This window comes from Novosphingobium decolorationis, from assembly GCF_018417475.1.
Classification (GTDB): Bacteria; Pseudomonadota; Alphaproteobacteria; order Sphingomonadales; family Sphingomonadaceae; genus Novosphingobium; species Novosphingobium decolorationis.
Genome location: NZ_CP054856.1, coordinates 2,567,187 through 2,591,933, shown reverse-complemented (window position 1 = coordinate 2,591,933; position 24,747 = coordinate 2,567,187). Strand labels below are relative to the sequence as shown.

Annotated in this window: 19 protein-coding genes, 1 tRNA gene and 3 pseudogenes; 11 read left to right on the top strand and 12 right to left on the bottom strand. The window is 64.8% G+C overall.

All coding sequences use genetic code 11. The features are described 5' to 3' along the window. Positions 1-2 precede the first annotated feature (2 nt). The 4 genes from add to HT578_RS12085 form a co-directional block, all read right to left on the bottom strand. Entirely contained in the window at positions 3-1,130 is a 1,128-nt protein-coding gene (gene add, locus HT578_RS12100; RefSeq protein ID WP_213499704.1) for an adenosine deaminase, read from the bottom strand. Positions 1,131-1,162: 32 nt separating this feature from the next. Beyond that, positions 1,163-2,479 (bottom strand): NCS2 family permease, encoded by a 1,317-nt coding sequence (locus tag HT578_RS12095; protein WP_213499702.1) that lies wholly within the window; start codon positions 2,477-2,479, stop codon positions 1,163-1,165. Further along, the gene (locus HT578_RS12090; RefSeq protein ID WP_213499700.1) at positions 2,476-3,606 is read right to left on the bottom strand and encodes a nucleoside hydrolase; all 1,131 of its coding nucleotides are present in this window, start codon (positions 3,604-3,606) and stop codon (positions 2,476-2,478) included. Before HT578_RS12090 ends, HT578_RS12095 begins: the two co-directional genes overlap by 4 nt. Before the next feature lie 95 nt (positions 3,607-3,701). Further along, positions 3,702-6,647 (bottom strand): TonB-dependent receptor, encoded by a 2,946-nt coding sequence (locus HT578_RS12085; RefSeq protein ID WP_213499699.1) that lies wholly within the window; start codon positions 6,645-6,647, stop codon positions 3,702-3,704. 244 nt (positions 6,648-6,891) lie between these two features. Here HT578_RS12085 and HT578_RS22595 point away from each other — a divergent pair. Further along, positions 6,892-7,847 (top strand): annotated as a pseudogene (locus tag HT578_RS22595) (LysR family transcriptional regulator). Between the two features lie 715 nt (positions 7,848-8,562). Here the strand turns inward: HT578_RS22595 and HT578_RS12070 are convergent. Then, on the bottom strand, positions 8,563-9,000 hold the full coding sequence (locus tag HT578_RS12070) for a very short patch repair endonuclease (protein WP_213499695.1): 438 nt from the start codon (positions 8,998-9,000) through the stop codon (positions 8,563-8,565). 53 nt (positions 9,001-9,053) lie between these two features. Between HT578_RS12070 and HT578_RS12065 the strand changes: the two genes are divergently transcribed. The 3 genes from HT578_RS12065 (at position 9,054) to HT578_RS12055 (ending at position 12,553) form a co-directional block, all read left to right on the top strand. Continuing rightward, entirely contained in the window at positions 9,054-10,592 is a 1,539-nt protein-coding gene (locus HT578_RS12065; RefSeq protein ID WP_239026262.1) for a DNA cytosine methyltransferase, read from the top strand. 102 nt (positions 10,593-10,694) lie between these two features. Further along, a protein-coding gene (locus HT578_RS12060) for an IS5 family transposase (RefSeq protein WP_213499693.1) occupies positions 10,695-11,452 on the top strand; the annotation gives its coding sequence in 2 pieces (ribosomal slippage) (positions 10,695-11,028 and positions 11,028-11,452; 759 coding nt in all). Between the two features lie 93 nt (positions 11,453-11,545). Then, complete coding sequence (locus HT578_RS12055; RefSeq protein ID WP_213499691.1) at positions 11,546-12,553, top strand: IS110 family RNA-guided transposase; 1,008 nt, start codon at positions 11,546-11,548, stop codon at positions 12,551-12,553. 344 nt (positions 12,554-12,897) lie between these two features. Here the strand turns inward: HT578_RS12055 and HT578_RS12050 are convergent, their stop codons facing one another. Continuing rightward, positions 12,898-14,154, bottom strand: a complete 1,257-nt coding sequence (locus HT578_RS12050; RefSeq protein ID WP_213499689.1) for an IS701 family transposase — start codon at positions 14,152-14,154, stop codon at positions 12,898-12,900. A gap of 134 nt (positions 14,155-14,288) precedes the next feature. Beyond that, entirely contained in the window at positions 14,289-14,537 is a 249-nt protein-coding gene (locus tag HT578_RS12045) for a hypothetical protein (protein ID WP_213499687.1), read from the bottom strand. Between the two features lie 48 nt (positions 14,538-14,585). Here HT578_RS12045 and HT578_RS12040 point away from each other — a divergent pair, with 48 nt between their 5' ends. Continuing rightward, entirely contained in the window at positions 14,586-15,008 is a 423-nt protein-coding gene (locus HT578_RS12040; RefSeq protein ID WP_338422134.1) for a recombinase family protein, read from the top strand. On the opposite strand, the gene HT578_RS12035 is transcribed toward HT578_RS12040, so the two are convergent. Both HT578_RS12035 and HT578_RS12030 read right to left on the bottom strand, forming a co-directional pair. After that, positions 14,954-16,014 (bottom strand): IS630 family transposase gene (locus HT578_RS12035; protein ID WP_144401094.1). Its coding sequence is split into 2 segments (ribosomal slippage): positions 14,954-15,522 and positions 15,522-16,014, totalling 1,062 coding nucleotides; the frame shifts between segments, so codons are not numbered across the junction. The genes HT578_RS12040 and HT578_RS12035 overlap by 55 nt on opposite strands. Positions 16,015-16,105: 91 nt before the next feature. Further along, positions 16,106-16,680: pseudogene (locus HT578_RS12030) on the bottom strand (IS3 family transposase); the annotation flags it as partial. Positions 16,681-16,767: 87 nt separating this feature from the next. Here HT578_RS12030 and HT578_RS12025 point away from each other — a divergent pair. The 3 genes and pseudogenes from HT578_RS12025 to HT578_RS22590 all read left to right on the top strand — a co-directional run. Continuing rightward, positions 16,768-17,824, top strand: a protein-coding gene (locus HT578_RS12025; RefSeq protein WP_213499685.1) for an IS630 family transposase whose coding sequence is annotated in 2 segments (ribosomal slippage) — positions 16,768-17,270 and positions 17,269-17,824 — 1,059 coding nt in all. Because the reading frame shifts where the segments join, the coding sequence is not laid out codon by codon here. Between the two features lie 36 nt (positions 17,825-17,860). Beyond that, entirely contained in the window at positions 17,861-18,376 is a 516-nt protein-coding gene (locus HT578_RS12020; RefSeq protein WP_213499684.1) for a recombinase family protein, read from the top strand. Between the two features lie 69 nt (positions 18,377-18,445). Then, positions 18,446-18,544, top strand: a pseudogene (locus HT578_RS22590) (hypothetical protein); the annotation flags it as partial. A gap of 569 nt (positions 18,545-19,113) precedes the next feature. Here the strand turns inward: HT578_RS22590 and HT578_RS12010 are convergent. Continuing rightward, positions 19,114-19,187, bottom strand: a tRNA-Gly gene (locus tag HT578_RS12010). A gap of 193 nt (positions 19,188-19,380) precedes the next feature. Between HT578_RS12010 and HT578_RS12005 the strand changes: the two genes are divergently transcribed. Continuing rightward, positions 19,381-21,240: a methyl-accepting chemotaxis protein gene (locus tag HT578_RS12005; protein WP_213499682.1), complete on the top strand. Its 1,860-nt coding sequence runs from the start codon at positions 19,381-19,383 to the stop codon at positions 21,238-21,240. A 4-nt stretch (positions 21,241-21,244) separates the two neighbouring features. On the opposite strand, the gene HT578_RS12000 is transcribed toward HT578_RS12005, so the two are convergent. Together HT578_RS12000 and HT578_RS11995 are read right to left on the bottom strand one after the other, a co-directional pair. Then, the gene (locus HT578_RS12000; RefSeq protein WP_213499680.1) at positions 21,245-22,333 is read right to left on the bottom strand and encodes a bifunctional transcriptional activator/DNA repair enzyme AdaA; all 1,089 of its coding nucleotides are present in this window, start codon (positions 22,331-22,333) and stop codon (positions 21,245-21,247) included. A gap of 128 nt (positions 22,334-22,461) precedes the next feature. Then, the gene (locus HT578_RS11995; RefSeq protein ID WP_338422133.1) at positions 22,462-22,920 is read right to left on the bottom strand and encodes a TlpA family protein disulfide reductase; all 459 of its coding nucleotides are present in this window, start codon (positions 22,918-22,920) and stop codon (positions 22,462-22,464) included. A gap of 172 nt (positions 22,921-23,092) precedes the next feature. Between HT578_RS11995 and argH the strand changes: the two genes are divergently transcribed. Together argH and HT578_RS11985 are read left to right on the top strand one after the other, a co-directional pair. Then, positions 23,093-24,466 (top strand): argininosuccinate lyase, encoded by a 1,374-nt coding sequence (argH, locus tag HT578_RS11990; protein ID WP_213504285.1) that lies wholly within the window; start codon positions 23,093-23,095, stop codon positions 24,464-24,466. 22 nt (positions 24,467-24,488) lie between these two features. Then, on the top strand, positions 24,489-24,746 hold the full coding sequence (locus HT578_RS11985; protein ID WP_039390177.1) for a hypothetical protein: 258 nt from the start codon (positions 24,489-24,491) through the stop codon (positions 24,744-24,746). Position 24,747 lies beyond the last annotated feature (1 nt).

The following is a 24,747-nucleotide window of genomic DNA, read 5'->3' as shown; positions in this document are numbered from 1 at the left end:
TCTTAAACCCCTCGCACCTGCGCCAGCAACGCGTCGAACTCCCCGGGCCAGGTCGCACTCCACTGCGCGCGCTGATCCTCGCTCGCCCACGAGCCTTCGATCCCGTTCAGCATCATTTCGCGCAGCTGGGACAGTTCGAGGCCCAGGTGGCTGTAGAGCAGCTGCCAGGCCCCGGCCGGCGTCACCTGGTGGAGCGTGGGATCGTCGGAATTGGGGTGCAGTTTGAGGCCCATCTCGGCCATGCGGCGGATCGGATGGTCGAGCGCCCAGCGCTCGTGGTCGAGCGTGCGCAGGTAGTAGGAATTGGTCGGGACGATGGTGAAGACGAGGCCGCGCGCGGCATAGTCCTGCGCCAGTTCGGGGTTGTCGATAATGGTGTAGCCATGGTCCACGCGGTCGACGCCGATGGTGTCGATAGCCATCGCGACATTGGTCCAGGGCATGCCGAATTCGCCCGCGTGCGCGGTGGTGCGAAGGCCGTGTTCCTTGGCGAGCGCGTAGGCCTTGGCGAACATCTCGGGCGGGCGGTTGTCCTCGCGGTAGTCGATGCCGATGCCCACGACCTTGGGGTGGGGATGGGCGATCATCTCTTCGACCATGAACACGGCTTCCTCGGCCGGGGCCTCGCGGTCGATCGAGGGGGTGAGGAGCGAGGAAATGCCAAAGTCCGCCTCGGCCTCCTCCATGCCCTGGAGGATACCGGCGACGGCCTTGGCGTAGGGCAGGCGTCCATCGCGGATGGTGGCGGTGGGGTTCCAGAAGAACTCGGCGTGGCGCACGCTCTCGCGCGCGGCGTCCTCGAGGTACTCGTAGGTGATGCGGCGCAGGTCCTCGGGCGTCATCAGGAGGTAGTCCTCCAGCGCGCGCAGCACGCGCAGCACGCCGACCGGGCGCTCGCCGCGGGTGTAGAAGGCCTCGATCTCGGCGCGTTCGAGCGGGGCGTCGTACTTGGCGACGAGGTCGAGGAAGGTCTCCTTGCGCACGGTGCCCAGCAGGTGGCAGTGCAACTCGACCTTGGGCATCGCCACGAAGAAGGCGCGCAAGGCCGCATCGACGTCGCGCCCGATCGGGGACGCGGGGACGCAGCCGATCGCCAGCGGGGCGACCGAGGGGGGAGGGGTCTCAGGCATGGGTTATTCCCGGTATGCGGCGCAGGCCTGCGTCAGTGGAGCGTGGCTGCGGTGTAGAAGTAGTAGCCGAGCGGAAGGCTGAGGACGAAGAGGCCGACAGGGATCTGCCGCCAGCGCCCCGCCAGCACCTCGACGAGGACGTGGACGAGCAGGCCTCCGGCGATGCCGGTGCCAAAGCTGTTGGAAATGAGCGTGAGCAGCATCATCGCGATGGGCGCGAAGAGCGAGATCGTGTCCTCGCCCGGGGCCTGGCGGATGGTGCCCATCATGGCGATGCCGATGAGGATCAGCGCGGGCGCGGTGGCCTCGCGCGGGATCGCCATGGCAAGCGGCATGGCGAGGAGCGTGGCGGCGAACAGGATGGCCGCGACCATCGGAGTCATGCCGGTGCGCCCGCCCGCCTCGACGCCGGCGGCCGATTCGACGAGCGCGGTGCCGCCCGGAACGCCGACGAGCGGGCCAAGCGTGGCGGCGAGCGAATCGATCAGGAACGGGCGCTCGATCTGCGGGAGGTTGCCTTCCGTGTCGGTGAGGCCCGCCTTGCCGCCGATGGCGAGCGTGGTGCCCAGCGTCGAGAAGAACTCCGAGGCGAAGAAGGTGAACATGTAGGGCAGCGCAACGAGGCTGATCGCGCCCAGCATGTCGACCTTGCCGGTGACCGGCGCGGGCGAGTGGGGCAGCGAGAACACGCCGTCGAAGCGGGTCAGGCCCAGCGGCACGCCGACGAGCGCAGCGACGATGATACCGGCGAGGACGGCGCCCGGCACGCGGCGGGCCTGGAGCGCGATGGCAACGGCAAGGCCAATGAGCGCGCAGACAGGGCCGGGCTGGCCGAAGTCACCGAGTTTGAGCGCATGGCGCGCGACGTCGACCGAGACGAGGCCCGCATCGCGGCAGCCGAGCATGGCGATGAACAGGCCGATCGAGGCCCCCAGCCCCAGCTTGATCTGGGGCGGGATGATGCGCACGACCATTCCGCGCGCGCCCGTCAGCGTGAGGATGATGAAGGCGATGCCCGAGAAGGCCGCGATGCCAAGGCCGGTCTGCCAGGGTACGCCCTCGATCTGGGCGAGCGTGATGCCCAGGATCGCCGAGCCGCCGATGCCCGGACCCACGATGAAGGGCAGGTTGGCGTAGAAGGCCATGGCCAGGCTGCCGATGGCCATGACGAGGATGACGCCCGCGGTCACCGCCGCGCGGTCCATGCCGCCGCTCGAAAGCAGCGAGGGAATGACGACGATGAGATAGGCCGCCGCGAGGAACGTGGTGAGCCCCGCAAGCGTCTCGCGCGCGGGCGTGGTGCCGCGTTCGCTCAGCGCAAAGCGGCGTTCGAGGAAGCCTGCGATCACTGCTGCGCCTGCGCGATGAAGTCCTTGAGGAAACGCGCCTCGTCGATGCCCAGGATCAGGTGGACGGGGCGCTCGCCAGCATTGGGGGCCATGTCGTCCTTCCACACCTGCGGCTCGCCGTAGTGCATGCCGGGCATGGTATCGACGTCCATGCGCACGACGAGCTCCTCGGTGACGAGCGAGCGGTCGATGGCGACGGCGACGGTGATCTCGTCCCACAGCGGCTGGCCGAGGCGGGCGTAGGTCTCGAAGTAGGTCGCGACCGGGGTTCCGGCCTTGCCGATGCGCTTGGCGACCTCGGGCGTGACCTTCACTTTGGAGCTGACGTTGCCGACCAGCGTGATGCGCTTCCAGGGGGCGGTCAGCACGATGTGCGCGGCCTCGGGGTCGAACAGGAAATTGAAGTCGGTCGAATAGTCGGTGTTGCCGGTGGCCCGCCCGAGGGCGGTGTCCAGCTTGCCCGGTTCGATCACGATCTCCCTGGCCAGCGTCGCGATGTCCGGTGCGACTCGAAGGGCCAGCGCGATGTTGGTGAGGGGGCCGGCCGAGACGATCGTGATCTCACCGGGGTGCTGGCGCACGGCCGACACGAGCGCGTCGACCGCGCCCGTGTCGGCGACCGCGACGCTGGGCATGCCCTCGGGCATGGGGGGGACCAGGTCGGGGTCTTCCGGGTGGTACGTGCGACCCGGACGGGGCGTGCTCCACGCCCCCTTGAAGGGAATGCGCCCATAGCGCGCTTCCCAGTTGGCCATTTCCGCCTGCGTGCGCAGCAGGGGCATCTTCGCGCCGGCATGAACCGGCACGTCGGTGCGCCCGGCGATCTCCAGGAAGCGCAGGAGGTGCTGCGTCTCCTCGGTCATCCAGGCATCGCCCGTCACCACGCCCACGCCCATGAGGTCCACCCGGGGATCGCGCAGCAGCGGGATCATCGACTGGATGTTGCTCTGGCCGGGGCCAAGGAAGTCGTTGTCGAAGAAGATCCGGACCTTGCCATCCTGCGAGGCCTCCGTGGGGGCAGAGGCGGGCGCAGCCGTGGGGGCGGCCGCGTCCTTCGCCAGCGCCGGGACCGTGGGGGCGATCGCCAGCGCTGCGGCGGCAAGGAGGGTGGGGAGGATCTTCGTCATGTCACGCGTTTCCCTGGACAGGAGCGGAAAGAGGGCCCCCCGGACGCGCCGGATGGGGGGAGGGGGACGCGTCCGGGAAGTTCAGGTGGCCAGGCTCAGAACTTGGCCGTGACGCTGGCGAAAAGATAGCGGCCAAGCGAATCGTACATGCCCGCAAAGAACGCGCCGTTCGAGGTCTGCCCGCTGGTGCTGGCGGTGAGCGGCGGATCGCGGTCGAACACGTTGTTGACGCCCAGGCGCAGCGTGTAGCTGTCCTCGATGAAGAAGCTGGCGGCGAAATCGATGTAGTCCATTGCCTTCAGCTTGCCGTCGTAGGGCTGGTAGCTGCCCGAGAGGAAGTCGGCATCGCTCGCGCGGTCGTTGCGGGTCGAACTGATGTGACGCCAGGTGGTGGCGAGCTTCACGTCGCCGCCCGGAGCCGTCCAGTCGAACTGCGCGCGGTGGCGCCAGGTCGGGATCGGCTGGCCGCAGGTCGCGCCGAAGTAGCCGTCGCAGCCGTAGGGCTGGGTGCCCGGCACGATCTCGACTTCGTACTTGTTGGTGCGCGTGCCCGAGAAGGTGACCGAGACGAGACCCAGGTCCGCGCCGAGGAGGTCATAGAGGTCCTGGCGGGCCGAGGCGGAGACGTCGATGCCGGTGGTCTTGAGGTAGCCCGCGTTGACATTGGTGGTCAGCACGTAGCCACTCGTCACCAGCGAGCCGGTCGCCGGGTTACGCTCGATCTGCTCGCAGAAGGTGCCTGCCTCGATGCACTGGCTGAGCGTGATCGTCGCCGGGATCGTGGTGATCAGCTTGTCGACCTTGATGTCGAAGTAGTCCGCGGTCAGCGTCACGCCCGGCAGGAACGAAGGCGTGAGCTGGATGCCGAAGGTCTTGGTGTTCGACTTTTCCGGGCTGAGGTCGGGGTTGCCGCCGACAAGGGCGCCCGAAAGCTGGCCTGCCGCCGGAGCGATCGAGCCGTACTGCGCCGCCGTCACGCCCGAGGCCGCGCAGGCCTCGAAGGTGGCGACCGGGTTGGCGCCCTCGCACGGGTCAGAGAGGCGCGCGGTGCTCACGCGCTGGGGACCGTAGAGCTCGACCAGGTTGGGCGCGCGCACGGCGTGCTGGAAGCTGGCGCGCAGGCGCACGTCGTTGACGGGCATCCACTCCGCCCCGGCCTTCCAGGCCACGGTGTCGCCTGCGGTCGAGTAGTTGGAGTAGCGGATGCCGCCTTCGAGCGCGAGGCTCTCGAGGAAGGGGCGGTTCTCGGCCAGCGGCACGCGGATTTCGCCATAGACTTCCTTGACGTCGAACGAGCCCGAGATCGGGTATTCGCCGCCCGAGTTGCCCGCGACATCGCGGCTGGAATAGTGCGTGTCGGGGGTGAAGCCGATGCGCTCCTTGCGGTATTCCGCACCGAAGGCGACGCTGATCGGGTTCGCGGCGAAGGGCAGGGTGAGCCCGAGGTCGCCGGTGACCGAGCCGCTGACGATGCTCTCTTCGGTGAAGCCGGTGCGGGTGAAGGTGCCCTGCACGTAGCCCAGCGCTTCCTCGGTCACGCCGGTGGGCGAGAAGATGTTGATGGGCACGCAGGCCGGGTCGCTGCCCTCGCACACGACCGTGCCATTGGCTCCGGGCACGGCGCGCAGCGCGTTGGCGAAGCGGTCGAGCGAGATGTCGCCGGTCAGGCGCGAGGAATAGTTGGTGCGGCCGTACTGGGCGTAGGCGTCATAGCTCCAGCCCGGCGCGAACTCGCCGCGAAGGCCGCCCACCGCGCGGTAGGAGGTGTGGTTGGTGTAGTCGTGGCGCGAGCCGCCCGGCGCGTTGCGCATCGAGACGTTGACGGTGGCATCGTCCTGCGGACCCAGGCCCACCGAGTTGCACATCAGGTCCTGCTGCTGCGCGGAAAGGTACGGGTTGGAGCAGTTGATGCTCTCGGCCACGGTGAAGATGCCGGTGGGCGAGAGGCGGATGTCCGCCTTGTCGCGCATGTACATGAACTCGCCGTAGACCTCGATTGCGGGCGATATCTCGAAGTGGCCCATGATGTCGGCGTTGATGCGCTCGTCGGGGGCCTGCAGGTCGTAGGTGTTGCCGTTGTTGAAGCCGTCCGAGCTCTGGTAGGGGCGGAAGCCCTCGCCGCCCAGCGTGTAGCTGCCGCGCGTGGTGCCCGTCGCCGGATCGGTCAGCTGGAACTGCGCCGGGTAGGTCGTGGACGAGAGCGAGCAGGCATAGCCGGTCGCGTTGGCGCGCAGGTTGCAGGTCGCAAAGTCGCGCGAATCGGTGCCCACGCCGTTGATCTTGCGGTAGTTGACGAAGGCGGTGATGTTGCCGCGCCCGTCGGCAAAGTTGGTGCCCGCAGTCAGCGCGAGGCTGGTCTGGAAGCCGTCGACCGTGCTGCCGGTCGGCACGCGCTGGCCCGCCGCTTCGGCGACCGAGGCAATCGCGTTGCCGTTGTCGTGCTGGAAGACGCCGGTGCTGCCGTCGAACTGCAGGCCCTCGAAGTTCTGCTTGAGCTGGAAGTTGACGACACCGGCCAGCGCGTCCGAGCCGTAGACCGCCGAGGCGCCGCCGGTGACGACGTCGATGCTCTCGACCAGGGCGGCGGGGACGTTGTTGATGTCGGCGGCTTGCGCGGCCGAGCGGGCGGGATCGCCCTGCATCAGGCGGCGGCCGTTGATGAGGACGAGCGTGCGCTGGTTGCCCAGGTTGCGCAGGTTGATCGTCGCAGTGCCGCTGGCGCCCACGGTGCCGCCGCGGTTGCCGCCACCCTGGTCGGCGTAGACCTGGGGCAGGGTGTTGAGGAGGTCCTCAAGACGCGTGGCGCCGCGCGCGGAGATGTCCTCGGCGCCGACCGTCGAGATCGGGCTGACGCTGGTCGCGTTGGGCGAACGGATGCGCGAGCCGGTGACGACGATCGCTTCCGAAGCGCCCTCGGCCGGTGCGGCGGCAAGATCCTGCGCGGCACCGGCGGCGGGCACGAGCGCCAGGAAGGTGGCGCTCAGAAGTGCGCTGCGACGGCGCGCGAAGATGGACCCAACGGTGTTGGCAACAGACGACATGACTGACCCCCTGGAAAGAACTTCGGACCCCTTGCGGGATCTCCCGTGCCACCCGAACTCCCATGGCAGACCCGGCATGGGGGATGGAACGGGCCGCCGGAACCCTCATTTTTTCGCACCGGCGGTCTGGATGGGTGGGACCCTATGGTGGCCCGGTTATCAGGGGAAACTGTTTATATTTATCATTCTATAATTCCGTATTATAAGAAGGGCCGTGCCGTGCCGCCCGGAGTCCCGCCTAGCCATGTCCACGCCCGCCGTACCGCCCTTGGGGCCTGTGGCTAACTCCCCGCCGCACATGCCGATTTCGATCCGGCAACTGCGCTTTTTCGTGGCCTTGAGCCAGACGGGCAACTTCAGCCGGGCGGCCGAGGCAATGGCGGTTTCGCAACCGGCGCTCAGTGCTTCTATCCGACAGGTGGAGACGATTCTCGGTGTACGGCTGTTCGAGCGCACGACTCACCGGGTGAATCTGACCGAGGCGGGCGAGGCCCTGCTGCCCCACGCCTGGCGCCTCCTGACGACGGCGGACAACGCCTTCCGGGACATGAACGACACGCTGCGCCGCCGTACGACGACGGTGCGGATCGGCACGATGCCTTCGGCGCTCCCGGCGCTGGCGCAGTTCGTCGCCGGGCTCGATCAGGACGCGCGCGCGATCAGCGTCGACATCACCGATGGCACGAGTGATACGCTTATCACCGGGCTCCAGCGCGGCGCGCTCGACATGGCGATCTGCGCGACTACGCTGATCGAGGAGGGCCTCTCGGGCACCCCACTGATCGAGGACGAAATGGCCCTCGTGCTCGGCGCCGAGCATCCCTTGCCGCGCGCGGCAGCGTGACCTGGGCGGAACTTGCCGGGCTCGAGGTCGTCCACTTCCGCTCCGGCAGCATCGGCGAGATCAGTACCGCGGCGATGCGCGAGGCCAACATCGTCCATTCGCGCCACTACCGCGTCGATCACATGGAATCGCTGTTCGGCCTTGTCGCCAGCGGCCTCGCGGTCGGGGTCATGCCGCGTCTCTACGTGCGCGGCTACGACCCCGCGCGCCTCGCCGTTGTCGCGCTCACGGGGCCCGTCGTGCGCCGCCGCCTCATCTTCCTCCACCGCGATCGCCTTGCCGAGGAACACCCCGAAGCCGCCGCTCTCGCCCGCGATCTCGTCCAGATGCTCCCCGCCGCCCTGCGCGAAAGCTGACCGCTACCCACCGCACGCCCGCGCATGGCGAGTTCAGATTTTCCATAGATTGAGGGGAAATTGGAGGTGAAGGGAATCGCAAAGTGTGCTGTAAGTCCTAATATTCCGGCATATCCAAATGGCGCATGGCGCAGCATACCCCCAATCATACCCCCAAAGGTGTTTGCTAGGCTACTTGGGTAGATCCCGAATTCGGCTGTTTCGTCCGAGATGTATCGATCTAGGCCGTTCAACAGAGCTTGTGTCGATCACATCGAACCGCGCCTCCCCCGGCGCCGGACAGGTTTGATCGTCGAAACGCCCAAAGGACTTCCCGAGCTGCCAGTCGGCCGTGTGAGGAAATCGCATCAGAAAACTCTATCCGTAGCGCTGGCGGTATCCAACTGGGGGGGGCGGTAGAGCCGATGGCTGCGACAAAGCCGATCGTTCAGGAAATAAATGTATTTTTTCAGTGCTTTGTCACATGAAATGTGTGGGGCTGCCAGTTCCCTGCGCCGACGGCTCTCGGGCATCGGCCGGTGTCGTAGGTTCATCGCTCAAGGCGCCGCTCAAAGGGCTCCAGGATGGCATCCGCCCTACCTTGCATACCGACCATGGCCTAACAGGCGTGCCGGATGAGGAGCCGACAGCAATTCGCGACGAGCTTGAGTATTATCCCTTTGTGAACGTACTGGCTCGCGAAGGCAGGACGATGCCGTCTCGACAATCGCCGCATTCAGACTTCAAGAAGATCGCTGGACGATTTCAACCAGTCAGCCAACTTCGACGCCACTTTCTGAGCGCCAGATTCCTTGAGTGAACATTCCCAGACGATCCCTGTTCGCCAGCCCGCAATCCTCAGTTGACTTCTGTTCCGGCGATCTCTCGCAACATTCGCATCGAATTTCTGCTGCCAGAACTCGGTTCTCGTTGCCGGTGTCGTCGCAAATCGACAGTCGCTGTGGCGATGCCAGAAGCAGCCATTCACGAAGATGACTGCCTTGTATTGCGCGAAGACGAGGTCCGGGCTCCCGGGCAGGTCTCTGCGATGAAGTCGATATCGGTAGCCTGCCGCATGAAGTGCACGGCGCAAGGCCAGTTCCGGCCTGGTGTTCCGCCCGCGAATCCGGGACATCATTAGCGACCTGGTCTCGGGATCAACGATATCGACCAATTCTACCCCTGGCACTGTTCGGGCAACCTGGTATCAGGCGGCTTCAAAGGAGAATGATCGTCGCTATGGGCTGCACTTACAAGACTATAGACCTATTTGCTGGCCCTGGAGGTCTTGCAGAAGGCTTCTCGACAATCCGGAACGGCGATGGCGACCGCGTGTTTCCGATCGCGCTTTCGGTCGAGAAGGAGCCCTCAGCCTTCGCCACTCTGCGCCTGAGGTCGTTTTTCCGGCAGTTCGAGAGCCCGCCCGAAGACTACGACAGGTATCTGGCTGGGCAGATTTCGAAACAGGACCTGATCGACGCCCATCCGGACGAGTGGGCGCGCGCTGTCGCCGAAACCGCAATGCTCGAGCTGGGATCCGAGCAGGCAGCCGCCGAACTCGACGAGAGGTTGAGTTTGGTCGAGAGCGAGAAGGGTGTGCGCACAGTCGTTATCGGTGGTCCACCGTGTCAGGCCTATTCGCTGGTGGGGCGCGCGCGAAACAAGGGTATCGCAGGATACGATCCGGCCGAAGATCATCGCCATTTCCTGTATCGGGAATATATCGGCATTCTTCAGCGCCTGCAGCCGGCCGCCTTCGTGATGGAGAACGTCAAGGGGTTGCTCTCTGCCAGGGTCGCGGGCGAACGGATCATCGAAAAGGTGCTGGCTGACCTGGAAACAGCTGGCGGTGGGCTTGGAAGCTACGTGCTCTTTCCGCTGGTTGACGATGATCGCGGCGGGCTTCCGGGCCATCTGATCCGAAGCGAGAACTTCGGCATCCCGCAATGCCGGCACCGTGTCATCCTTCTTGGACTCAGGAGGGATATTGCCGACGTACTTCCGGACAGCATGAAGGCTGGTCTCCGCCTCCAGCCGGTCGATCGACAGGTGACAGTGAGGGATGCCATTTCGAGGATGCCGGAGCTGCGCAGCGGGCTGAGCCGTGGCGGAGACAGTCCGGGCGCCTGGGTCGAGGCTGCAATCCGGGCCTTGCGGTCGGCTTCTGCCGCATGCCGTGAGGATGGTGACTGGCTTGCCGATGTCCAGATGCGGCTGCTCGATTGCGCCATGGAGCTTGCGTCACGCGAGAAGATCCTGCCCAGAACGAGCAGAATCGTGACGCCCCTGAAGGACAATGCGCTCGGTGCCTGGATCTCGAAGGATGCGCCGACGACCCTGCCCAACCACGAGAGCAGAGGGCACATGGAAGGAGATCTCGCGCGCTACGCATTCGCAGCGGCTTTCGCTGAAGTGTTCGAGCGTTCGCCCAAGGCAGGGGAGTTTCCGAAGGCGCTGGCGCCCGATCACGGCAACTGGGAATCGGGCAAGTTCGCGGATCGGTTCAGGGTCCAGGCCTGGGGGCGAGCGTCAACCACGGTGACGAGCCATATCTCGAAGGATGGGCATTATTTCATCCATCCCGATCCCATGCAGTGCCGCAGTCTGACGGTTCGTGAAGCAGCGAGGTTGCAGACCTTCCCTGACAACTACTTCTTCGAGGGGAACCGTACCCAGCAATACGTGCAGGTTGGCAACGCGGTCCCGCCACTTCTTGCCCGGCAGATTGCCGAGATCGTCGCGAGGATGTTGGGGGCGATAAGCTGAAATATTGCAAAATTAAGTTATTGAAAATAAATGAATTACTAGGCTCAGGACCCATTGATTGGCATGCCGTGATGTGATTCAGGCTCTGCGAGGAGACTGAGGATGAGCGACCTTTATTGGCTGACGAACGAGCAGATGGCGCGTCTTTCGCCGTATTTTCCCAAGCGTCACGGAAAGCCGCGTGTCGATGATCGGCGCGTTCTGAGCGGGATCATCTTCGTCAATCGGAACGGCTTGCGTTGGCGTGATGCACCCAGGGAGTACGGGCCTCACAAGACCTTGTACAATCGCTGGAAGCGGTGGGGTGAGATGGGCGTGTTTAGCCGGATGATGGAAGGTCTGTCCGCCCAGAGGGCCGAACCCCAGACCGTCATGATAGATGCGACCTATCTCAAGACCCACCGCACGGCTTCCAGCCTTGGGGTAAAAAAGGGGATCTCGGACGCCTGATCGGACGGACCAAAGGCGGCATGAATACCAAGCTCCACGCCGTCACCGATGCCAACGGACGGCCTTTGAGCTTCTTCATTACGGCGGGCCAGATCAGCGATTACACCGGCGCAGCGGCTTTGCTCGATGACTTGCCAAAGGCACAGTGGATGCTGGCCGACCGGGGCTACGATGCCGAATGGTTCCGGGACGCGCTTGAGCAAAAGGGCATCAAATCTTGCATTCCTAGCCGGAAATCCCGCTCGATGCCCGTCAAATACGACAAGCGTCGATACAAGCGTCGCAACCGCATCGAGATCATGTTCGGTCGCCTCAAGGACTGGCGCCGCGTCGCAACCCGCTACGACCGCTGCCCGACCGTATTCTTCTCAGCCCTCGCTCTCGCAGCCACTGTCCTCTTCTGGCTTTGATCAACGAGTCATCGTGTAATTGCGGCTGCTTCCCTCGGGCCTCGGTTGAGGCGCACACTTCTGGTTGTCGAATCTTGAAGGAAGGAAGCAGCCATGAAGCATTATGCCGGACTGGACCTGTCGATGGAAAGCACGCAGGTCTGCATCGTTGACGAAAACGGTCGGAAGCTCGTGTCGGAGAAAACGGAGAGTTCTCCGGAGGCGATCGCGGCGATGCTGGAGCGCTACGGCCCAATCGAGCGTGCAGTGATCGAGACGGGGCGCATGTCGCCGGCGATCTGCCTGGGCCTACGCGAACTCAGCGTGCCGATCGTATGCATCGATGCCCGCCAGGCGCACCAGAGCCTGAAGGCGATGAAGGCGAACAAGACCGACCCGCACGATGCCGCCGGGCTCGCACAACTGGCGCGGACGGGGTTCTACAAGGAGGTGCACGTCAAATCCCCGGCAGCGCATGGCGTGCGCAGCGTGATCACCGCGCGTGGCCATCTGGTCGAAGCACGTGTGCGGCTCGACAACATGATCCGCGGTCTTTGCGCCACGTTCGGTTATCGCCCCGGTCCGGGACAGGGGAAGGCATTCCTTGAGCGGATCATGCAGGCTGCCCACATTCCCGGCTTGGGCGAGGCCATTGTATCTCTGCTGGCTGTACGCGCTGAACTGGTCGAGCAGATCAAGGAAATGGATCGCCGGCTGCGCGTCATCACCAGCCAGTCTCAAGCCTGCGAGATCCTCATGACCATCCCAGGCGTTGGTGTGCAGACATCCGCCGCCTTTGCTGCGGCGGTGGATGAGGCAGGCCGCTTCCGACAATCCCGCAATGCCGGCGCATACTTCGGCCTGGTGCCCAGACGCCACCAATCGGGCGAACTCGACTGGACGGGCCGGATCACCAAACAGGGTGATGGCACGGTGCGCAAGCTGCTCTACGAGGCGGCTAACTCGATCCTCACCCGCAGCCGCGAGACCTTTGCTCTGAAAACATGGGCCATGAAGATCGCCAAGCGCCGAGGTCTTAAGAAGGCCCGCGTCGCGCTTGCACGCCGCCTCGCGGTGATCATGCACGCCATGCTGCGCGACGGCACTTTGTTCCAGGCATGAGGTAGGGTAGAATGTGTTTGCCAGCGGTGAAGCGTCAAAGCTGATCCGAGGGCGGTGTCCCGCGAGGGAACGCAGGGACGGACGATCTGCGAAGGTGCTCAGATGGGTCAACAAGCCCGCGTCGAGTCAATGCAACGTTCGCCTCTGTGAGACCCGATACAGCACGACCAGCTTCCGGCTCGGCCAGTGCGGACAGATCCATGAAACCCTCAAGGGATCGCACCGCCTAGCTCTGCAATTACAGATCCTGAGCCTAGCACTACTTTGGCAGAAGTTTACTGGGACGTCTGATGAGGCAACATCCGCAGTGAGGGCAATGCCCCGGCGGTGAGCGAGACAGGCGGTCAAGGATGGCCTGCCGCACTGCTGGCAAGGTGGGTTGGGGAGGCGGACCGAGGTTTCTTTTTTTTTCGCCCCGCCTGAGCGAGCCTTTGAGATTGCAGGAAGGCGTAGGCCATCATCGACATCAAGGCGTGGCGGTGAAGCCCGGTCCAGGATCGTCCTTCGAAGTGATCGAGGCCGAGTTCCTCCTTGAGTTGCTGATGCGCTTGTTCGCAAACCCAGCGCGCCTTGATCGCACCGGCGAGAGCCTTGATCGGGGTGTCGCCGGGCAGATTGGAGAGATAGTATTTGCGCTCGCCATTCGAGCGATGCTCACCAACCAGCCAGGCTTCCTCGCCCGGCATGTGCTGGGCCCCGGCAGAGCCGATCCGTTGAGGCGCACCATCGGCAATGCGCACGCGCATGGCGGCAAAGCGGGCCGTCAGCCGTCCCTTTGTTCCTTTGCGCCAACTGACCTGTCGCCACTTCGCGCCTTCGAGCATTGCGTGCGCGGCCATGGATTTGACGTCGGGCACATGTCGCACCCGTGGGCGACCGCGTCCTGCGACTGGGAAGATCAGTTGCACATCGGCCGGATAGACCTTCTGATGCCGGGGGATGCCAACCGCCCAGCAAAGGCTACGCGCACTCAGTGCCTGCCGGAACGGAGCCGACAGCCCGTAACCCGCATCGGCCAGCACGCAGCCAAAGCGCACCCCGGCAGCGATAATGCGATCGATCTCCTCAATCGCGATCTCTGGCTTGGTGCGGTATTCCTGCAAGGGCGTAGGCACGCCAACCTTGTCCATGCGCGCAGCATCGCTCGTCCAGCTTTCCGGCAGGAACAGCCGCAAGCTTAACATGAGGGGAACTTCGCCCGAGGCCAGTGTCACCGATACCATCGTCTGGCAGTTGGCATTCTTGCCCAGCGCCGTGGCGTATTGGGGCGCGACGCCAACCGAAGCCTTGCCCTTCTTGGGCAGGGCGGTGTCGTCGATGATCAACCAGGCTCCCTCACCGCCAACCAATTCATCCGCCTGGTTCCACAAGGTCGCTTCCAGTGGGGCGCTGTCCCATAAGCCAGCCCCGATGAAATGATGTAGCCGGTCGTAGGGTATCGCATCCGAACGGGCTGCCATGGGTTGGATGCTCTTGCGATCGCCGGGCCCGATCAGACCGGCGATATAGGCCGGGCACATTCTACGGCGAGTCTTGTTCCCCAAGGCTTCCAGATATGGCGCAAGCCACCGTTCAAGATCCGCCTGCCACGCCTCTTCCATCGCCAGCCTCCATCAAAGCTGGCTCCCCATGAATCACGCATTCAGCGACATGGGAATCCCGAAAATCAAACTTCTGCCAAAGTAGTGCTAGTGCAACAGTGTTGGACAAGAATACCATGGATAAGCGAATTCAACTAGCGGCCGACATGTTTGATCGCCATAGGCCGATTATCGGAAATACGACTTTGGCGCGCGCACTTGGATTCGCAAACTTGGCGGCCCTTCGACAAGCCCGCAGGCGCGGCCATATTCATCTTCACATTTTCAAAGTTTCCGGGCGACGTGGCTTCTTCGCTCTGACGGCCGATGTCGTTGAGTGGTTGCAAGCCGCTGCGGCAGACAATTACGGCTCTGCGCAAGAACAGGGGCTTTTTCAAGGTCATCCAAATTTCGCTGATGAGGGAAAGGCATGATGATCGACGCTGAACTCATTGAACTGGCGAAATTGCTTGCCCGGACTGCAGCGGCCGAAGACAGTTCTGTATGCAAGGTACAGCACCGGCCTCCAAAATCCGCGTTCGACAGATGATCAACTGCAGGACTTGAGGAATAGGTGCGCCCGCGAAGGTTGGGAAGTCATTGGCGAATTCAAAGACGAGGCAATCAGTGGCGCAGCCGGTATCAAAGCCGATGTTCGCCCAGGCTTCGCAGCGATGCTGGAGGTAGTGGAAGCCGGACAAGCCGATCAGATATTAACGGAAGCGACAGATCGGCTTGCCCGTCATCAGCGAGACGCCCTCGAGATATTCGAACGAGTTACATTCGCCGGCGCGCGAATATTTATACCAAGGTGCATTGATCAGTACCCATGTGCCCATTGGCGCATTCCGATGGACATGATGCGCCAGGGCTGATCGACGAGCTTGTTCCATGCGAAGCAGCAGTGGTCGACGATGTCGTCGTAGGATTTGAAGATGCGGTTCGACAGCCAGTTGTCGCGCATGAACTGCCAGACGTTTTCGACTGGGTTGAGTTCGGGGCATCTCGGCGGCAGCGGCATCAGGGTGATGTTGGGAGGCACGACCAGTTCGGCCGATCCGTGCCATCCGGCCTGATCGAGCAGGAGGACTGCATGCGCGCCTGGCGCGACGTGGAAGGCAATTTCCTCGAGATGCATGCTCATTGCCTCGCTGTTGCAACGGGGCATGACGATGCCGGCGGCCTTGCCTTCGGCGGGACAGATCGCGCCGAACAGCCATGCCGAGGAGCGACGCTGGTCCTTCGGCGCCGATGGCCGGGTTCCGCGCTTCGCCCAGCGCCGGGTAAGCTTGGTCTGCTGGCCGATGCGGGCCTCGTCCTGCCACCATAGCTCTATCGGCGTTCCTCTCGGGAGCCGCCGCTTGATTTGCGCCAGACGGGCGCCGAAGTTTTTTTAAAATCGACGATGTCATCGCGCTTCTGGCCACGATGGCGCGGCCGGGCCGAGAGCTTGCGATAACCCATCGCACGAAGCTCGCGCCCGAGAGTGTGGCGTGTGACCGACAGCTCGAACTCGTCCCAGACCCACAGCGCCAGGTCAGCAAGCCGCCAACGCACGACGCCATGCGCCGCGGGGATCGGCCCCGCCTCGACGATCTCGGCGAGCCGGGCGCGCTGCTCGTCGTTCAGGATCGAAGCCCGCCCCGGAGCTTTGCGCGTTGCCAGACCGTCGGGACCTCCGTCGTTGAACCGCAGAACCCAGTCGCGCACGATCTGCAGCGTCACGCCGGCAATCTTCGCCGCTTCGCTGCGACTGCCGCCGTCCAGGATCAGCGCAACAGCCAACAGGCGTCGGACCTGATCGGCATCGCCACTTCGTCGTGCAAACCCTCGCAAATCCGCCGATGTGTAGTCAGATCGAACCCCAATCGCTGCCGCCATCGCAAGCCTCCATGTGCCTGCCATGATGAATCAGAAAATCACCAGCTTGGAAAGCGAGGACGTGAGTCAGCCTCAGCGCGCCTTGGTATGAGATGAACAGGTCAGCCAAAGCCGCCAGAACATCCTCATGCTTGAGCTGCCGTGCAACGATGAGCGCCAGGCATTCCCTGCTGGCCTCGTCGATGATGGTCAGGATACGGAACTTGCGGCCATCGTGCGTGCGCCCTTCGACGAAGTCGTAGGCCCACACATGCCCCGGATACTCAGGCCGCAGGCGGACGCATGATCCGTCGTTGAGCCACAGGCGTCCCCGTTTGGGCTGGCGCAGCGGAACCTTCAGTCCCTCGCGCCGCCATATCCGCTCGACCCGTTTGTGGTTCACCGTCCACCCCGCATGGCACAGCAACGCCGTCACCCGGCGATAGCCATAGCGACCATATTGCTTCGCCAAGGCGATGATGTCCTCCGTCAGCGCCTGTTCGTCATCCGCCCCACGCGGCACTTTACGCTGCGTCGATCGATGCTGCCCTAGCACCCGGCATATCCGTCGCTCGGACAACCGGATCGGCAGATCTCGTCGTACTTGCTCGATGCAGCGCCGCCGCCGCGCGGGGCTCAGAAGTTTCCCTTGGCAGCTTCCTGCAGGATCAGCTTGTCCAGCGTCATACCAAGGCGCGCTGAGGCTGACTCACGTCCTCGCTTTCCAAGCTGGTGATTTTCTGATTCATCATGGCAGGCACATGGAGGCTTGCGATGGCGGCAGCGATTGGGGTTCGATCTGACTACACATCGGCGGATTTGCGAGGGTTTGCACGACGAAGTGGCGATGCCGATCAGGTCCGACGCCTGTTGGCTGTTGCGCTGATCCTGGACGGCGGCAGTCGCAGCGAAGCGGCGAAGATTGCCGGCGTGACGCTGCAGATCGTGCGCGACTGGGTTCTGCGGTTCAACGACGGAGGTCCCGACGGTCTGGCAACGCGCAAAGCTCCGGGGCGGGCTTCGATCCTGAACGACGAGCAGCGCGCCCGGCTCGCCGAGATCGTCGAGGCGGGGCCGATCCCCGCGGCGCATGGCGTCGTGCGTTGGCGGCTTGCTGACCTGGCGCTGTGGGTCTGGGACGAGTTCGAGCTGTCGGTCACACGCCACACTCTCGGGCGCGAGCTTCGTGCGATGGGTTATCGCAAGCTCTCGGCCCGGCCGCGCCATCGTGGCCAGAAGCGCGATGACATCGTCGATTTTAAAACTTCGGCGCCCGTCTGGCGCAAATCAAGCGGCGGCTCCGAGAGGAACGCCGATAGAGCTATGGTGGCAGGACGAGGCCCGCATCGGCCAGCAGACCAAGCTTACCCGGCGCTGGGCGAAGCGCGGAACCCGGCCATCGGCGCCGAAGGACCAGCGTCGCTCCTCGGCATGGCTGTTCGGCGCGATCTGTCCCGCCGAAGGCAAGGCCGCCGGCATCGTCATGCCCCGTTGCAACAGCGAGGCAATGAGCATGCATCTCGAGGAAATTGCCTTCCACGTCGCGCCAGGCGCGCATGCAGTCCTCCTGCTCGATCAGGCCGGATGGCACGGATCGGCCGAACTGGTCGTGCCTCCCAACATCACCCTGATGCCGCTGCCGCCGAGATGCCCCGAACTCAACCCAGTCGAAAACGTCTGGCAGTTCATGCGCGACAACTGGCTGTCGAACCGCATCTTCAAATCCTACGACGACATCGTCGACCACTGCTGCTTCGCATGGAACAAGCTCGTCGATCAGCCCTGGCGCATCATGTCCATCGGAATGCGCCAATGGGCACATGGGTACTGATCAATGCACCTTGGTATTACGCTTTCGGACGGAGAGGTGACCGAGATCACAGCCGTTTTCAAAGGCTTGATGGATGCCAATTACCGCAAGGACCTGGGTGCCAAGATCCGAAGAGGCCAGCGTGGGGCGGTGCAGCGCGGGCGAATACCCGCAGGCCGAGCCTATGGCTACGAAGTCGCCAATCAGCTGGCGGCTGACGGCTCACTGACACGTGGTCTTCGACAGATCAAAATCGAAGAGGCAGATGTCCTCCTGCGCATTTTCCGCGAGTTCGCGGCTAATACTAGTCCGAGGTCAATCGCAGAGCGTCTGAATCGAGATAATATACCGGGGCCAAGTGGTGGACCATGGTTGGCAAACACTCTGACGGGCGATCGGAAGCGGCGGAACGGCATTCTGCAGAACCGGTTGTACCGGGGCGAGCTGATTCATAATCGGACAAGCAAGGTAATCGACCCAATTTCCAGAAAGACTCGGATCAGACCTAACGCTGAGAGCGAATGGGTGATCGAGAACGTGCCTGAGCTTCGGATCATTCCCGAGGAGCTCTGACAAGCTGTTCAAGAAAGGCGAGCACAAAGTTTCGGAACGCCATTCTCTCGGCAACAGCTGCCGAAGCGCTTGTTGTCAGGGCTGGGGGTCTGCGGAATCTGTGGTGCGCGATGGATCGTCTTCGGCAAGGAACGATGGGGGTGCTCCGGCCACCGCAATGGACGGGGGTGCACGAACTCGAAATCCATAACTACGGCGAGTTTCGAGCGACGCGTTCTGAAAGGCTTGCAGGAGAGAATGCTCGATCCCGATTTGGTCAAGGCCTTCGTAACCGAGTACCATCAGGAATTCGCACGCCGCACAGCCGACCAAGCTGCTCGTCGACGGAAGCTCGAGCGTCAAATCGACGAAGAGGGCAGGAAAGTTCAGCGACTGGTGGATGCCATCGCCAACGGAGCGGAATTTGACGAGATCAAATCCGCCTTGGCAAAAGCCCAGCAGGCCCGGGAGCGGTGCAAACTTGAACTCTCGGAGCTTGCCGCAGTGCCGGTGATCGCGCTTCACCCGGAGATTGCGAAGACCTATCGCAAGCAGGTCATGGACCTCACCCGCTCCTTGACAAGCGATGAGCAAACGACGTTACAAGCACAAACGATCATCCGCAGCCTGATTGATCAGGTCATACTCTACCCTCGTGATGCGGAGCGCGGGGTTAACGTTGAGGTTTCCGGCAGACTTGCCTCTATCCTCGCGCTCGCAACCGGCGAGCAGCCTTCGACAGCCATGTATGCTGCCGGTGGAGCGGGTGAAGGGAATCGAACCCTCGTCGTCAGCTTGGGAAGCTGCTGCTCTACCATTGAGCTACACCCGCGAAGGCAGGTCCGATTGCACCGGTTTGGTCGTTTGGTCAATGGGGTTTTGTGGCCCGTCCAGGGCCGCGGGGGCTCGGAGCGTCTTCGGGACGTGCGTATTCCTGCGGGGGCGAGGCTTCAGGGCTTTGTTCAAGGGCGCGTGGTACCCGCGCCGGGGTCACGACAGGGCGTGGCGGGAAGACGGACATCGCGATGGTACTGCTGGGCAATCTCAAGATTCGGACGGTCACTCTGGTGACGACGCTGCTCATCGGCGCCCTGGCGCTGGTGAGCGGGGCGATGGCGCTGCGCTTCATTGATGGGCTGGGCGATAGCCTGTCCTATTCCTCGGACAACACCGTGCCCAGCCTGTCGGTCCTGGGCGAGGTCGCGCAGCACCAGGCCCAGGCGCGCATCCTCATCTCGCAGCACATCCTGGCCGATACGCGCAGCGAGACGCGCCGCATCGACGAGGAACTTGCAACGACGCTCAAGGAGACCGACGCGCGGCTCTCCCATTACCGGAACCTGGTGTCCGACGCCGAGGAGGAAAAGCTCTTCAGCCAGCTCACGACGACCTGGAACGAATGGAAGCGCGAGGTACAGGGCGTGCGCTCGGCCTCGATGGGCCTGCGCACCGATGAGGCGACCGGGCTCTACAACCGTGACTTGAAGCCGCTGGGCTACCGTCTCGACTCGCTGGTGAAGGAGGAATTCGCCTACAACGTGGAGATCGGCAACGCCGCGGGCGAAGAGGGCAAGGCGACGGTCGCAAGCTCCTTCAACTGGATCGTCGGACTGCTGGTCCTGATCGGCGCGGCCTGCGTCCTCGTCCTGGTAGTGATGACCAACCGCGTGGTGCGCCCGCTCGCCGGGCTGACGCGCGCGATGGAGGACATGGCGCGCGGCGACCTCGAGCGTGCCGTGCCCGGGCGCGAGGGACGCGACGAGATCGGCGCGATCGCCCGCGCGCTGGAGGCCATCAAGGAGGCCGTTGCCGAGCGTGCCCGCAAGCGCGCCGAGGCGGCGGCCAAGGCGCAGCGGGTCGTCGTCGAGGAACTGGCCGGTGGGCTCGAGGCGCTGAAGGGCGGCAAGCTCGATTGCGCGATCACCACGCGCTTCCCGGAAAATTACGAGCGCTTGCGCGTCGACTTCAACGAGACCGTGACGAGCCTCGCCACGGTGCTGGGCGATGTCGCAGGCGCGGCGGACAACGTCAACAATGGCGCGAGCGAGATCGCCAGCGCCGCCGACGATCTGGCCGGACGCACCACCGCGCAGGCGGCGGCGCTCGAGCAGTCGGCCGCGGCCGTGCGCGAACTGCGCGAGTCGGTTTCGGACACCGCCCGCGTGGCGCAGGACGCGCGCGACAACGCGCAGGCGACCGAGCGCGAGGCCGAGGATGGCAGCCAGATCATGGTTCGCGCGAGCACCGCGATGGAGGCCATCTCCAAGTCGAGCCAACGCATGGCCGAGATCGTCACCCTGATCGATGGCATCGCCTTCCAGACCAACCTCCTGGCGCTCAACGCCGGGGTCGAGGCCGCGCGTGCGGGCGAGGCGGGCAAGGGCTTTGCGGTGGTCGCGACCGAAGTGCGCGCGCTGGCCGAGCGTTCGGCCGAGGCCGCGCGCGAGATCAGCGGGATCATCCAGACCAGCTGCGGCGAGGTGCACAACGGCGTCGAGATGCTGGGCCAGACCCGCGAGGCGCTGGGCAAGATCGTCACGCGCACCGGGGAGCTGGCGAACATGATCGGGCGTATCGCGGAATCGGCGAACGAACAGGCCAATGCCATCGGCCAGGTCGACCAGGTGGTGGGCCAGATGGACACCACGACCCAGCAGAACGCGGCGCTGGTGGAGGAATCGACGGCCGCCTCGCGCAGCCTGGCGCAGGAAGCCCAGCGTATGGGGCAGCTCGTCGGACGCTTCGATCTTGGCGCCCATGCGCGTGGCGGCATGGGCGGGGCGAATGTCCAGCGTCTGCCCGTGCGCGGCCCGGCGCGCGCACCGTCCCCCGCGCCGATGACGCAGGGCAACCTCGCCGTGCAGGACGATTGGGCCGAGTTCTGAGAGGTCAGGCGGCCTCGTCGCGGGAGGTGGCCGTCCTCTTTTCGCGCAACGTGCGCTCGATCTCGATCAGGCGCTGCTTGCGCCACAGGCCGCCTGCATAGCCGGTGAGTGAGCCGTCCGCGCCGATCACGCGGTGGCACGGGATCATCAGCGCGATCTGGTTCGCGCCATTGGCCCTTGCGACCGCGCGCACCGCGCTGGGGCGCCCGATCTGGCGGGCAAGTTCGCCGTAGCTGCGGGTCTCGCCGGGGGGGATCGTGCGAAGCGCCTCCCAGACCTGGCGGGTGAAAGGCGTTCCGGCCATGGCGATGGGGGTCTCGAAGGTGCCCGATTGCGCCGCGAAGTAGGCGGACAGCTCCTGGCTGGCCTGCTCGATGGGCCCGAGCGCGCCGATGCCGATCCGCGCGTTGGTTCCGGCCTGAAGCTTCTTCAGCTCGGCCGGCAGGCCCTTGCGGTCGACGAATTCGAGCAGGTGCAGGTGATGCGCGGAGGCGACCGCGATCATGTCGCCCAGCGGGGTCGGGATCCAGCTGGCGCGCAGCAGCCCCTCGCCGTGGACGAGCTCGCCCGGAGCGCAGCCCAGGAGGCGTGCGAAAGCGGCGCGAAAGGCGCTGGGGGATTCGAAGCTGGCCTCCAGCTGCGCCTCGATCACGTTGCCGCCCTCGGCGAGCGTGGTGAAGCCTTCGCGCACCCGGCGCTGCCGGGCCATCTCCAGGAAGGTCATCCCGAAATGGCGCTTGAAGGCGCGCCGCACGGTCGAGGCGTCGAGCCCCATGGCGGCGATGTCGCCCTCGCTCCAGCGGCGGGCGGGCGCGCGGTCGAGTGCGGCCAGCAGCGTCTCGATCACGGGCTCGGCCCTGGCGGCGGCTTCCAGCGGGTGGCAGCGCTTGCAGGGCCGGAAACCCGCCTCGATGCACTCCCCGATGGTGGGGCGAAAGGTGCAGTTCTCGGGCCTGGGCTTACGCGCCGGACAGGTCAGGCGGCAGAACACGCCCGTCGTCGCAACGCAGACATAGGCCTGCCCGTCGAAGCGCGCATCGCGGGCAAGCAGGGCGGCATAGAGCGCCGCGTCATCGGGAAGATCGAACAGCATGGCCCGCTTGTACCACTTTGGCCGCCGCCTTGGCGCCGGATTTCGGGCGTCTATTTCTGCGGGGGCTAAAGTGTTGGAAGACGAGGATATCCGAGGGCGGTGGCCCTCGGAGTCTCGCCTTTGTCTTCTTACGACTTCGCTTCGGCGATCAGCTTCAGGGCCTCCGCGCTGGTCCAGTCGTTGCCGCCGGTCCAGCGCCACACTTCCTTGCCCTTGGCGTCGAACAGGATCGTGACGGGCAGGTTGCCGCCGTACTGGAAGGAGAGGTCGGCTTGCTCGTCGATCCAGGGCTCGATGTTGTCGAGCTTGCGGCGGCGCAGGATCTCGACGACCTTGCCGCTCTGGCCCGCGTCCTGCGAGATGGGCAGGACGGTGACGCCCAGGTCGTCCTCGCGCCCGATCAGGGTGTTGAGCGTGGGCAGTTCCTCCACGCACGGCGCGCACCAGGTTGCCCACAGGTTCACCAGCACCGGCTTGCCCTTGAGCGAAGTCAGATCGAGGCTTTCGCCGCTGGGGTCGCTGAGCGCAATCACGGGCATCGGCTCGCCCTTGTGCGAACGGTCCAGCTTGCCCTGCGCTGTGGGCACGGTGGGCGCCTCGGCGCCCCCGCCTGCCGGAGCCTGCGAAGCTGTTGGTTGCGCGTCGGGTGCGCTTTGCCTATCGCAGCCCGCGAGCAGCAGGGCACAGGACCCGGCAAACGAATACAGGACGAGCGACGTGAGCGATTTGGACAATGGCACGGGCGGGGGCTCCAACCAGATGTGGGGCGGACGGTTTGCGGAAGGACCGTCGGCGATCATGCGCGAGATAAACGCGTCGATTCCCTTCGACAAGGCACTGTGGCGTCAGGACATCGCGGCAAGCAAGGCGCACGTCGCGATGCTGGGCACGCAGGGCATCGTGACTGCGCAGGATGCCAAGGCGATCACCGAGGGTCTCGACCAGGTCGCCGCCGAGTACGAAGCGAACGGCGTTCCGGAGAACTGGGACCTCGAAGACATCCACATGACCACCGAATCGCGTCTGGCCGAACTGATCGGCCCGGTCGCGGGGCGCCTCCACACCGCGCGCAGCCGCAACGACCAGGTCGCGACCGACTTCAAGCTCTGGGTGCGCGAGGCGATCGACGAGGTCGACGCGGGGCTCGAGGCGCTGCAGAAGGCGCTCGTGGCGCAGGCCGGAACCCACGCGGCCTCGATCATGCCCGGCTTTACCCACCTCCAGACCGCGCAGCCCGTGACGCTGGGCCATCACCTGATGGCCTATTACGAGATGATCGCGCGCGACCGTTCGCGTCTGGCCGACAACCGCGTGCGCATGAACCGCTCGCCGCTGGGCGCCGCGGCGCTCGCGGGCACGGGCTTCCCCATCGACCGCGCGATGACCGCAAAGGCGCTGGGCTTTGATGGGCCGACCGCGAACAGCCTCGACACCGTCTCGGACCGCGACTTCGCGCTCGACTACCTGATGGCCGCGGCGCAGTGCTCGCTGCACCTCTCGCGCCTCGCCGAAGAGTTCATCATCTGGGCGAGCCAGCCCTTCGGCTTCGTGCGCATGGCCGATTCGCTCTCGACCGGCAGCTCGATCATGCCGCAGAAGAAGAACCCGGACGCCGCCGAGCTGGTGCGCGGCCACGCGGGCCGCATCGCGGGCTGCCTCACCGGCCTGATGATGACCATGAAGGGCCTTCCGCTCGCCTATTCCAAGGACATGCAGGACGACAAGCCGCCCGTCTTCGAGGCGCACGGCCTGCTCGCGCTTTCGATCGCGGCGATGACCGGCATGGTCGCCGACAGCGACTTCAAGACCGAGCGCATGCGCCAGGCCGCCGAGATGGGCTTTGCCACCGCGACCGACCTTGCCGACTGGCTGGTGCGCGAGGGCGACATTCCCTTCCGCGAGGCGCACCACATCACGGGCGCGGCGGTGAAGCTGGCCGAGGCCCGCGGCGTCGCGCTCGACCAGCTGCCGCTTGAAGACCTGAAAGAGATCGACAGCCGCATCGACGAGCGCGTATTCAAGGCGCTCTCGGTCGAGGCGTCGGTTGCCGCGCGCATGTCGCACGGGGGCACCGCGCCCGACCAGGTGCGCGCGCGCGTGGCCGAGGCCCGCGCCGCGCTCGGCATGGCCTGAGGACAGGCGAGGAGACACGGGAATGCGCAACGTAGCGGCTCTTCTGGTCCTGGCGGCGCTGGCGGCCTGCGGCCAGCGCGCGGATCTTGCGGTCAAGGAAGGCGCGAGCCTGCCTCCGGCGCCGTACGGGCGGGCGCAGAAACCCGCGCCGCGCGAACTGCTCACCATCCCGACCATCGCCATTCCCAAACGCAGCGTCGAGCTGCGCACGCGCTCGGAGGAACGCGAGGACGATCCCTTCGATCTTCCCCCGCCCGAGCGCGCGGTGGATCCGCAGTAAC